Annotated in this window: 8 protein-coding genes and 1 pseudogene; 6 read left to right on the plus strand and 3 right to left on the minus strand. The window is 47.8% G+C overall.

Going from position 1 to position 12,440, the window contains the following annotated elements; translation table 11 throughout:
- Positions 1–3 precede the first annotated feature (3 nt).
- Genes phnX through Q0668_RS13095 form a run of 3 tightly spaced genes read left to right on the plus strand, consistent with a single transcriptional unit; the run spans position 4 to position 3,024 of the window.
- Positions 4–810: a phosphonoacetaldehyde hydrolase gene (gene phnX, locus Q0668_RS13085; protein ID WP_298865354.1), complete on the plus strand. Its 807-nt coding sequence runs from the start codon at positions 4–6 to the stop codon at positions 808–810.
- Positions 800–1,936: a 2-aminoethylphosphonate--pyruvate transaminase gene (phnW, locus tag Q0668_RS13090; RefSeq protein ID WP_298865357.1), complete on the plus strand. Its 1,137-nt coding sequence runs from the start codon at positions 800–802 to the stop codon at positions 1,934–1,936. Before phnX ends, phnW begins: the two co-directional genes overlap by 11 nt.
- Complete coding sequence (locus tag Q0668_RS13095) at positions 1,933–3,024, plus strand: zinc-binding dehydrogenase (RefSeq protein WP_298865359.1); 1,092 nt, start codon at positions 1,933–1,935, stop codon at positions 3,022–3,024. Before phnW ends, Q0668_RS13095 begins: the two co-directional genes overlap by 4 nt.
- 180 nt (positions 3,025–3,204) lie before the next feature.
- Here Q0668_RS13095 and Q0668_RS13100 read toward each other — a convergent pair whose 3' ends face one another.
- From Q0668_RS13100 to obgE, 3 genes are all read right to left on the minus strand, one after another.
- On the minus strand, positions 3,205–4,398 hold the full coding sequence (locus tag Q0668_RS13100; protein WP_298865362.1) for a hypothetical protein: 1,194 nt from the start codon (positions 4,396–4,398) through the stop codon (positions 3,205–3,207).
- 445 nt (positions 4,399–4,843) lie between these two features.
- Positions 4,844–5,092 carry a hypothetical protein gene (locus Q0668_RS13105; protein ID WP_298865365.1) on the minus strand — a complete coding sequence of 83 codons (249 nt, stop codon included), beginning with the start codon at positions 5,090–5,092 and terminating at the stop codon, positions 4,844–4,846.
- A gap of 20 nt (positions 5,093–5,112) precedes the next feature.
- Complete coding sequence (gene obgE / locus Q0668_RS13110) at positions 5,113–6,114, minus strand: GTPase ObgE (protein WP_298865368.1); 1,002 nt, start codon at positions 6,112–6,114, stop codon at positions 5,113–5,115.
- Positions 6,115–6,670: 556 nt separating this feature from the next.
- Here obgE and Q0668_RS13115 point away from each other — a divergent pair.
- From Q0668_RS13115 to Q0668_RS13125, 3 genes and pseudogenes are all read left to right on the plus strand, one after another.
- Positions 6,671–7,714: a KpsF/GutQ family sugar-phosphate isomerase gene (locus tag Q0668_RS13115; RefSeq protein WP_298865371.1), complete on the plus strand. Its 1,044-nt coding sequence runs from the start codon at positions 6,671–6,673 to the stop codon at positions 7,712–7,714.
- Positions 7,715–7,773: 59 nt separating this feature from the next.
- Positions 7,774–10,968, plus strand: a complete 3,195-nt coding sequence (locus Q0668_RS13120; protein ID WP_298865374.1) for a hypothetical protein — start codon at positions 7,774–7,776, stop codon at positions 10,966–10,968.
- A 128-nt stretch (positions 10,969–11,096) separates the two neighbouring features.
- A pseudogene (locus tag Q0668_RS13125) lies at positions 11,097–12,440 on the plus strand (hypothetical protein); the annotation flags it as partial.

Raw genomic sequence — 12,440 nt, forward strand, 5'->3', positions numbered from 1 at the left:
GCCATGAAGCCGACCAAGATTGAACTCGTTATTTTCGACTGGGCAGGAACCACAATCGACCACGGTTGCTTTGCCCCGATTTCTGCCTTCATCAAAGCATTTAAAGCCTGTGGCGTCGAACTGACTCCCGCACAGGCGCGCGGTCCGATGGGTCTGCACAAAAGAGATCACATCCGGTGCCTTTTCCAAATCGAAGAAATCGCCGCACAATGGAAGGCGATTCACCAGAGCCCCTGGTCAGAAAGTGATGTTGAACATATTTATGAAACCTTTACACCTCTGCAAGTAGATGAAGCACAAAACTATACCGATCTTATTTCCGGAGTGAGTGAAACGGTTTCTCAATTGAAAGAGCGGGGCATCAAAATTGGCGCGACGACCGGTTATCCGCGAATCGTCCTTGATCCCATCCTGAAAACAGCAGAGGCACAAGGTTATGCCCCTGATTTCACAATGTGTGCAGATGAAGTACCCGCAGGACGTCCTGCACCCTGGATGATTTATCGAAATATGGAAGCCCTTAATATTTTTCCGCCCGACTCTGTTCTCAAAGTCGGCGATACCGTCCCCGATATCGAAGCAGGTATCAACGCCGGAACGTGGACCGTCGGATTGACACAAACCGGCAGCGAAGTCGGCTTAACTGTCGCGGAATTCGATGCGTTGAATAATGATCAACAACACAAACTGTTACAGACCGCGGAAACGAAACTGAAAAACGCAGGCGCACACTTTGTCATTCCCACACTGAAGGAACTTCCTGAAATCATTAATCAAATTGAATCCGGTGAGCACGAAAATGGACGCTGACATTCCCTATTTATTACTGACTCCCGGCCCCTTGACCACAACAGCGAGTGTGCGTGATGCCATGCGCGTCGATTATTCGACCTGGGATGTTGACTACAATCAGCGCGTCATCGAAATCCGCAGCCAGCTCGTTCAACTGGCTTCCAGTTCGCCCGGATACACGGCTGTCTTAATGCAGGGCAGCGGCACCTTTGCCGTCGAAGCCACCATCGGTTCCGTCATTCCCCCTGATGGGAAATTGCTGGTCATTTCCAATGGCGCGTATGGGAATCGGATCAGTCAAATCGCCCGTTGTTTGAACATCGCTTTGCAAGAGTTATCGTATTCTGAAACCGAACCTCCCGATCTCGATCAAATTCGTACCACTCTCAAAAGCGATCCAGCAATCACCCATGTAGCGATGGTACATTGCGAAACAACTACCGGCATGTTGAATCCAGCAGCTGAAGTCGGAAAAATCGTCGCCGAAGCAGGCAAGGATTATATTCTTGACGCCATGTCATCGTTCGGCGGGATTCCCTTATCGATGGAAACATTTCACGTCGACTATCTGATTTCTTCAGCCAATAAATGTATTCAAGGCGTTCCCGGTTTTGGATTTGTCATCGCCAATCTAAAAAAACTGGAACAGACAAAGGGTTTTGCGCGTTCATTGAGTCTCGACCTGTTTGATCAATGGAATGAAATGGAACACAAAGGAGGAAAATGGCGTTACACCTCTCCCACACACGTTGTCTGTGCGTTCCTGCAGGCCTTGAATGAACTGCAGGCGGAAGGAGGCGTCACTCAAAGACACGCGCGCTATCTGGACAACCAATCCACGCTCGTCTCCGCCATGCAGACTCTGGGACTGCGCACGCTCTTACCACGCGCAATGCAGTCACCCATCATTACCTCTTTTTATTATCCGGACTCCCCTTTGTTTTCGTTCAAACAATTTTATGACGAGTTAAAAAAACGACGTTACGTGATCTATCCCGGTAAAATCAGCCAGGCAGATACGTTTCGCATTGGAAATATTGGAAATGTATTTCCCGCTGACATGCAGAATCTGGTAGAACAGATTGGTCAAGTACTCGACACAATGGACAGTCCTCCTGGTAAGGTTATCAAATCGAACTCATGAACGATCAATGTCTTTCCATCATTCTAACAGGCGATGAACCCGCATTAAAATCTGCAATCGTAGAACGGCCCGAGTTACAGCCGGGCGAAGTTCTAGTGGAAATACTCTGCTGTACGATTTGCGGAAGTGATCTGCATACATTTGAAGGCACACGCTCTACTCCCTGCCCGACAATTCTCGGTCATGAAATGGTGGGACGTGTCGTCAATTTAGAAGCGAACGCGCCGGTGTTGGATTATCAGGATCAACCTGTCAAAATCGGAGATCGCATCACCTGGTCTGTCGCCGTTTCGTGTAAAGATTGCGAATATTGCCGACGCGGGCTAACGCAAAAATGCGCGCGACTGTTCAAGTATGGTCATCAGCGTTTGACAGAACAGAATTATTTGAGCGGCGGATTGGCCAGCCACTGCCATTTAGTCAAAGGCACGACCATATTCAAAGTGCCGGAATCTTTGCCCGATCTCATCGCCAGTCCTGCAAACTGCGCGACGGCAACCGTGATGGCCGCGTTTCGCATTGCCGGAGATGTGCAAAATCGATCCGTTTTAATTCTAGGTGCGGGCATGCTGGGAGTAACGGCATCTGCCGTGGCACATGCGCAAGGAGCTTCCTCCATTATTGTGACAGACATCGATGACACGCGCGTCAAACGCAGCCAGAAATTTGGGGCAGACCATGCACTGCTGGTAAAAAAAGAGCAATCTCTTCATACAGAAATTCAACAACTGACAGAGAATCGCGGAGTTGATTTCGTGTTTGACATGACAGGCGTTCCCGAAGTCATTGAAGATGGCCTGGAGTCGACGGGCATTGGTGGAACGATGATTCTAGTCGGTTCCGTGTACCCGGCTCGAGCGATTCAATTCTCCGCCGAGACGATGGTCCGCAAACTAATGCGGCTGGAAGGCATTCATAATTATATCGATCTCGATTTAGCCAACGCACTGAACTTTCTCGACAAATATCAAAGTGCCTATCCCTTTCAACAACTCTGCGAACAAACGTTTGCCCTGGATGACATCTCTGCCGCTTTTACCGAATCTGCGAAACCGCGTTCCTATCGCGTAGCCGTACTGCCGCGCTAGAGCACATCTCAATTAACCATAGCGCCTTTCGTTCCTTGATACTCGGTTCAAATGGCCTTGGAGACGCTACAGTAAACCTGGACACAGGCTAAAGCACATCCCATTTAACCATAGTGCCTTTCGTTCCTTGATACTCGTCTCAAATGGCCTTGGAGACGCTATAGTAAACTTGGACGCAGGCTAGAAATCGATTTCACCTGGTGCACCCAGATCAATTCCGCCGCCGGAACTTGGCCTTCGCTGATATCCATAGGCAGGTCGCTGCTGCCCTCGGTTTTGTGAAACACGCCTGGGTTGGGCTTGAGCCCTGGCATATTGCTGTTTTTCCTGAAGCTGATTAGATCGCGGGATCTGTCTTGGTTCAGGAGCAAAAGCGGCTATGGAACTATTCTTGTCATGCGTTGGACGACGGCCGCCAAAGGGAATCCGTGATTCAATAGGAAGCGGTCGAGACTTTCTACTGGAACCGTTTGTTTCAGTCTGTCCAGGCAGTTCCATTGGCTCGCCTAATGAGAATTCTGAATCATTTTCGTTCGAGTCAGGACTCTGAGAGCGAATCACTAAGTTTTTGTTCTCGCTTGCAAGTTGCTGATTCGATTCGTTAGATGCCAGTTGTTGACCAGCGGGAACCTGCAAAGAAGGACTGCCGGCAATAATCCATTTACCCCAACCTTGTTCCAACGCTTCCACATTTTTGTATTTGTATAACTTTGCGATGGCTTCATCCCAGCCATTTTTATGTGCGTCTTCCAGAAACATCAGATAGCGTTTTTTGCCACCTCTCTGTAATAGAAAGTCTGCCAGAGAATAACCTTCAGCGTATAGTGTGAGAACCTGTTGCATTTCGGATGGATATTCTGTCATCGACAACAGATTTCTGAGAGGAATTCGCTTGTTGGTTCCCATCACTTGCCGATTCAATAATCGTTGACGTTTCTTTTCTGACTCGTGCTCGACAATGGTCGCAGCGCCTTCATCAGCCCAGCGGGGAAGAGGACGCCGAAAGTGACAGGCAAAAATCGTATGATTGACTTCGTGTGGTAACACCGAATCCAAAATTCGTTCCAGTGTACCCTGAATCTGCATGTCCCAGCCAAAGACATGGCCGCGGTCAAATGAGAAAGTCGTAGCGCCACCGGCACCGTAATTGCCAACTTTAACTTTGATCGGACAAGGAGCAGACCACTTAGGCAATTCATGACCCAGCCAGGTGATTGCCAGTTCTTTCCGATAGATTTCCGCGGCATCACCTACCTGTTTGGCAACCTCTGCCGAGGGTGCATGGGTAATAAAATTGGGAGTTTTATAAGAGGCACCCAGAGATAAAAATGCAGCCAGACATAACGCGAAACAGCGACAAAGTTGAGCTTCCATGCCCTCTTGTTCCTTATTGATTGCAGAAGAAGATGCGGGTCTTCGACTGACAAACTCTCAATTGGTTGTTACGGGATAGTTTTGGGTCGATCACTCGAATTGGAGTTCTGAGTTTTGATCGATGGATGAACCGATATGGTTCTAGTTACCTGAAACCGTCGTCGGTGAATTCCATTCAGACGAGGGAAGCAAGTGAAAGGTAATCCTTCCTAATGCAAACGAGAGACCAATCACTCGAAAAAAGAAACCTTCGCCTGACAAACAACCTGCACAACACACCTTAAAAGTTAATTGCGCATAGACTTACATCACACAGACAAAAACGGATTATGAGACGCACTGGTTTAAAATCGACGCGAGAATGCGTTGTAGAAATTGCAAACACCCATTGATTTCTTGTTGAAATGCAAATTTTACAATGAGGTAATTAAGAGCGCAATATGGATTAAAAGCGAATCCGGGCAAACACCCAACCCAGGAAATAGCCGACCAGCATCAGAACTCCCAACTCAGTAATCCGTTCGGTTTGCGTCTGTGTAGAACTGACGACTGCCTGAAACATAAAACAGAGCACCATCATCAGGCCCGCGCCATACATGCCAAAACGAACGCGAATTTCGCGGGCAGACGCTTGTGGCTCTCCGGATTCCCCTCCGGAAGGGATTGGCTCTTTTTTTGAATCGTCCGAATTCAACAGACTCTCCCTCGCCAGCTTCAGGCCTCGACTTCCAGTTTTTGCAGCTCATCAATAATCATGCGTACCAGCTGTTCCAGATTGGAACCCGTGGCGGATGAAATCTGCATAATGGGGTGCCCCAGTTCCTCTTCCAGCAGTTCAGCAACAGGAGCCGCATCAGGTAGTTCACTTTTCGTGATCACGATAATTTCCGGGCGCTCCATCAAGCTGGCATCGTATAATCGCATCTCTTCCCGAATTTGTCGGTAGTTCTGGATCGGATCGGTCTGATCCATCGGTGAAGGCTCTACCAGATGTACGAGAACCCGTGTTCGTTCAACGTGTTTGAGAAATTCATGGCCTAAGCCCACACCAGCGTGCGCGCCCTCAATCAATCCGGGAATATCAGCCACCACGAATTGATGATCAAAACCGACGCGAACAAGCCCCAAATTGGGATATTTTGTCGTAAACGGATATGCGGCAATTTCCGGATGTGCCTTGGAAAGACGACTTAAAAGCGTCGATTTTCCCGCATTCGGCTTACCCAATAGTCCCACATCGGCAATCAACTTCAGTTCGAGCGAAATATCCCGTGTCTCTCCCTCTCCTCCATGTTCAAACTCACGTGGTGCCTGATGCGTGGGAGTCGCAAAGTGCTGGTTTCCACGGCCCCTGTTACCCCCTTTAGCCACCACCACACGATCGCCACTCTCTTTCATATCCCGTAACAGATGCCCCCGCTTCGTATCTAGCACCAAGGTACCTGGCGGAACCATGATAATGGCATCTTCACCGTTTTTCCCCGTTTTCTGGCTGCTTTGACCGTTCCTTCCCTTTTCTCCATTCCAATGCTTATGACCAATCAGATGAGCAAGGCTGCTGACATTTACGTCGGCAAGCACAACTACATCTCCCCCTTTACCTCCATCTCCTCCATTGGGACCACCGCGCGGAGTGTGAGCCTCACGGCGGAAACTGGCACAACCATCTCCCCCATCACCGGCTTTACAATATAGGTCAACTCGATCTAAAAACATAAGGCTTGGTCTACTGTCACTTTTCTATACTTCGGTTACACGCTCATCATGCAAATTGTCACGTTCCCGATTTCAGGAGCTTCATTCAGAGCACCGCTGATTCCATTTAGTAAATCAGGTAGTCTACAGAGAAGTTTCTTGTATCCTCTGCGTGACTGGGTGTTTAAGAAAAATCAAAGGTTTTGATTTTAACCTTGGTTTTCGATTTATGGTCAAATACCGCCATCATTTGGAAGTATGACAAACCCAGGATAGTCGAGACGACTTCACATGATAAAGTTACCACAGGAGAAAATCATTGTAGAAGTTCTCCTTTAAAATACGAGTGCCCATCGGTTCATTCTTCTACAATCCCAATGATGAAATTGTAATGAAGCGGATTATGACGCCCATCTCTGAAATAAAGTTTGTCAAAACAATTCAAATAAGTCATTTCCCAAAAGACACTTACATCGTTTTTTTACTCTCGTTTTCGGATTGACCCACTTTCAACTTCATTTTATACTCCCGCACCCCAAAACATGCCCGCAAGGATGCGACATAAGGATATGGTGTAATGAGTTCCCTGCCTCTAAGGTCGGTCATTGAGTTTTCCCAGTTTGATCAGTTACGCGATGCGCGTGAAATCATTTTTAGCGAAGCGGATGCGCTACGCCAAATGGGTCGTACTTTGGGTACCGAACTCAGCGACGCCGTTGATTTAATCCGATCGCGCCAAGGCGCCGTCATTTTAACGGGCATGGGTAAAGCGGGAATTATCGCACAAAAAATCTGCGCCACATTTTCTTCGACAGGCACACGCTCTCATTTTCTACATCCGGCAGAAGCCATTCATGGAGACCTCGGCTGTCTTCACGCAGACGATACCGTACTCGCACTTTCCAACAGTGGCGAAACAGAAGAAATCCGACGATTGCTCCCAATCATTCAGAAAATGGAGCTGCCCATCATTGGCATCACAGCCCGCGAAACCAGTTCACTCGGACGCGCCTCTCAGGTTGTCTTGTGTCTCGGAGAACTAAAAGAAGCCGGCATGCATCAGTTAGCACCTTCGACATCGACCACAGCCATGCTAGCCATGGGTGATGCACTCGCTCTGGTAATCAGCAAAGCCCGCGGTTTTACACCTTTGGAATTTGCCACATATCATCCAGGGGGCAGTCTCGGACGACGTCTGACCAATATCAGTGAAGTCATGCGCGGACGCGACGAAGTCCGTGTGACTTTCGAATCCAGTTCCATCCGCGAAACGTTCGTACGCTTGTGTTCCCCGGGTCGACGTAGTGGAGCCGTCATTATCGTGGATGATTCCAACAGTGTCACAGGTATTTTTACAGACAGTGATCTAGCTCGTCTGCTTGAAGAACGACGCGACGCACAACTGGATCGACCCATTTCAGAAGTCATGATTGCTCAGCCCATCACCATTCAATCAGATGCTTCACTCCAAGAAGCCGTTGAGTTATTGAAATCACGCAAGTTAAGTGAATTGCCTGTCGTCGATCGACAACAACATTTAGCAGGCTTGATTGATATTACCGACGTCATCGGCTGGCAGCCACAAACCAAACCAAACAAAATTAACCGCCCGGCAGGCTAACCTGATTTCTATCCTTTCAGCACATCATATCATTTTTTAGAAACGACCTTTCCATTTCCATGACCGGAGCCATTCAATATAACAGGAATGGATTATTCGATCGCCTGATAGCCAACCGGCTGTTGTTGACCTGGCTCACAATGGTTTCACTGACCGGCGCGTATCTGGTGTATGCGCAGACCTTGCAGCATGTGATCAAGGAAAAAGTGATTCGGCGAGAGTTTCCGAAAGAGACGATCACATCTCACGCTTACTCTTCCGGAAATAGTGAATATGCTAAAAAGTACCTTCCCGATCTTCCCTGGGCAGCCGATGCCCGCTATCAGTTTAAAGATGAAAATGTCTACGTTTATACTGATACCTGGAAACAGGAAGAGGAAAAAAAAGCGGCCCGTCTGAAACCGTTTGCGATGCTGATGTTCGACCCGAAAAAGGGTGACTCCGAAGCACCATTTGCGCTGATGAGTGAAGAAGCGCTTGTCCGATTTGAACAGCCTTTTGGTATTAAACATACAGATCCCGGCAGAATGATTGCAGGCTCCCTGGAAGGCGTTGTAAAAATTACAGGCCCCAACGGATTGATCATTTATGGACGCAATTTCTTCTATGATGAATCCTCCATGAATATCTGGAGCGATCACGAGGTGCAATTCGCATACGAAGACCATCGAGGCAAGGCAAGAGGCATCGAAATGAAGCTGATTCCCTCTGCCACAAAACCGAAGGAACTCAAACCCGCTGCCGAAGGGATTCGAGAAATCGTGCTCAGACGCGACGTGCATATGGTACTGGCTTTAAAAAAAGATCAGGAGCCCTCGAAAAACGCGCAGTCACGTTTTGCCACGGTAACTAGCACAGGTAGTTTTACTTTCAATCTTGAAACAAATCAGGGTACGTTTACCGATAATGTGTATGTCCATCATCCGACCAACGCTTATCAGGCCGACACTCTCGAATGCGATCAACTGCAACTACAGTTTGTTCGAAAAGTAGAAGTCGATGAAGAGACAAAGACGACTCTAGAAGAAACGAAACAACAGTCTGATCATTCCAGCGGTAAATTAGCATTCCAGGAACTGGTGGCAACAGGCAAAAATGTCACGTTGATTTCCGAAGAAAAACAATTTTCTGGTTGGATGGACCGACTCTCCTATAACGAAGATACCAAAACCATTGTTCTCTCGGATAAACAACAGAACGTTCGCATTAAACAGCAGTCGACAACACTCCAATGCCCCGAGATTACAATTCTTCAGAATCAGAAAGATCAACTGGAGACGATAATCTGCAAAGGTGCAGGCTGGATCAAACACTACGATGCGAAAACCCACGATCTGCTGTTGGCAGCGGAATGGGTCAAACAGATGAAAAAATCCATCGACCCGGAAACAGACCTGCAGATGGTGGAACTGGAACAGCAATGTGTCGTCAGACAACCCCTCGAAGAATTTGCACTTGGGGCGCAGGTAATCCGCCTATGGCTGAAGGGGGATCTCCCTTCCATGAAAGAGATCGATTCCAAAAAACAGGGCGCAGAAGAAACAAGCCCCAACAACTCTCAAAAGATGCAAGACAAAATCGATCCTTATAAAATGATTGCGGAGCGGGACGTCGCCATCTACAGCCCCGAACTCAGAGGAAAAACCAAACGACTCGAAGTCTGGTTTGATCAGGTAACCAAACCCCAGTCGGCACCAAATGCACCTGTCGGTAATCAGCCAGCTACACAGCCACAAATGCCGACGATCAAACAGGCTGTGTTTGCCGTTGATGATCCGATCATCACCAGGCAAAACCAATTGGAATCTCAGGAAGGCCGGGCCAAAATTCCATCACACAGTCAGGACTCTGGATCTATCAATGAACCACCTGAGGAAAAACTTTCCGAACCGGTAATGGTAATCGCCGATCTGATGAAATTGCGCGTGAATAAAAATGCAGAAGGAAAAGCCGAAGTCACTGAAGTCTGGACCGAAGGAAATGTTACTGTCACACAACTTCAAGGCGAACTGGAAAATGGCGAACCGGAAAAACCGTTGCGGATTACGGGCAATCAGTTGCATATCCAAAACAAAGGTGAGAACGATCAGGTTCTGCATGTCATCGGTCGGCCTGCCAAAATCAATGGGCGAGGATTTCAGATCGAAGGCGAAAATATTTTCTTCTATCGCCTGGCAAACCGAGCTGAGGTGAAAGGCAAAGGACTCTTGCTGCTTCCGGTAAGAGGTGGAAAAAAATCAGCCGCCGGACTGCTTTCAGGCGCAGATGGGATTACCAAAGACAATAGCCTGAATCAATCAAAAGAGACCGACCAGGATAATCAGGATAATGTCCTGGAAATCTACTGGGAAAAGGAGATGGACTTTGATGGCCTGACGGCAAATTTCTTTGGAAAAGTCCGAACGAATATGGGAGACAACCGGCTACGCTGCCAGGAAATGGATGTCATTCTCTCCGATCGTGTCTCCTTTACTGAGAAACAATCGAATAAAAATGATGAAAAACCCACCGTACATTTCATTACCTGTCGTGACGGAGTCGAGGTCGAAAGTAACGAGTATCTGGAAAACCGATTGATCGGAATCCGCCGCGCCAGTTTCTGGCAAATGAATGTCGATCAAAAAACGGGCAACGCGGAAGCCCGCGGTCCTGGTTGGCTGAAGTTATGGCGACGCGAAAACCCCAGTCGGCCCGGCTCTGAATCAAATGTCTCACAAGCCAATTCCCCACAAAAAACAGACACCGACAGTTGGACGTACACCCGGATCGACTTTAACGGAAAAATGGCCGGGAATGTGGAACAGCGCAGTACCACTTTTGATGACCGTGTGCAGATTACTTACGGGGGCGTGAAACGACCCTTGGATACCATTGATCCCGACAAATTGCCTCCCGGTGCGGGTTGGATGCGCAGCAACAGCCTGAAGCTGATCCAACACGAAATCAAAAGCCAGAAGAAGAAATTTATTTCCATGCTGGCCAAAGGCAATGCCGAACTGGAAGGTAATGCGCTCATCAAAAATAAGAACTCTCCTACAACTCAGTCCTTTATCGCACGTGCAGATACAATCAGCTTTGATGAATCAAAAGACTTATACATGATGCGTTCTTTTGGAAATCGCAAAGCAACCATTCGCCGGTATTCACAGGCGGGCAAAGGACCAAACAGGAGCGAAGCACAACAAATTGAGTTTTCACCCACTCATGACCGGGTTACATTACATGGAGTAACCGGAATACAGGGACTGCCGTAATCTTCACATCTGGTGAATTTAATAGATTATTTCTTTTTTCTACCCACTTTCTCGCGTATGATTATTACAGAGCGTATGTCGACTGTTTCCGTTTCGAGTTCTACGGTTTAAATCAGAAATCCAGCACTATGTCAATTCATCGAAATCAACGCTCTCAATTCAATCGTAAGTCAACGAATCCGCTTTGGAGACAGGTGGCTTGCGGTTGTTGTGGTGCTGAGTTTAGTTGGATGAAATGGGTGCTGGTATTGTTCATCCTGTTTCTGTTGATGTCGCAACAGACTTTCGCACAAAATTCGCGTGCGTTGGAAATCTACCAGAATCAATACGAAAGCCTGCAAGCGGACTTTCAGGATCAGCTAATACAATTGGCACGGAGCTGCCAGAAAGATCAACAGCCAGAGGGTGTTCAAGCCATTACCCAGCTGTTGAACGAAATCAAGAATTTCGATCCACAAGCAACCCCATTGCCACGCACCCTGCGCGCTGATATTCCTCTCAATTTGCCAGCCGCAGAACGCACATGGCGATTGAAGCTACGCAAACTGCAGGATGAACAGGCGAATGCTCTGTTTGTGTTTTCCCGGAAAGTATTACACGCAGGTTTTCCCAGTTATGCGTATGATCGGATTCTGGAAACAGCATTTCATAACCCCGACCATCGGTCGGTCAGACAGATATTAGGCTATGTTCGCAATGGCGATGAATGGCTGACCCCCTTTGAAAAGGAAATGAAAAAACGGAAACAGCAGTGGCACCCGAAATATGGCTGGTTACCTGCCTCACATCTTGCCCGCTATGAAAAGGGAGAACGTTTCGTCAACGGTCGCTGGAAGTCGGCGGCACAGGAAGCGGAAATCAGACGCGATTTCCGCAACGCCTGGGAAATCAAAACGGAACACTTTCTAATCAAAACAAATCATAGTCTGGAAATGGGCGTAAAAATAGCAACAGAAATGGAAGACTTTCATCGCTATTTCCATCAAACGTTTGTTGGTTTTTTTAAGACACCGGAACAACTGAAGAAATTATTTGAAGGCGCCAGAAATCCTTTTCTAAAACGCAACAGCAACTATCAACATGTAATGCATTACTACAGCACACGTGAAGAATATCTGCAACGCTTACAAAAAGAGATCCCACAAATTGCGTTAACGCATGGCATCTATCTATTCGGCGATCGCATCTCACACTTTTACCATCGACCCGATGCGCAAGGTGATCTGGGAACTCTGTACCACGAAGCCACACACCAACTGTTTTACGAAACCGGATCGACTCGAATCCGCAGGCAGGTCGGCGAAAAGAACCATTTCTGGGCCATCGAAGGAATTGCCTGCTACATGGAATCGTTCGAGAAAACAGAGGACGGGTACCGGGCCGGCAATCCGAATCATATCCGCTTCAATGCCGCCCGTTTTCGACTTCTGAAAGACAACTACTATATTCCGCTCGAAACGTTCACAGCGATG

The sequence above is a fragment of the uncultured Gimesia sp. genome, assembly GCF_937910335.1.
Taxonomy (GTDB): domain Bacteria; phylum Planctomycetota; class Planctomycetia; order Planctomycetales; family Planctomycetaceae; genus Gimesia.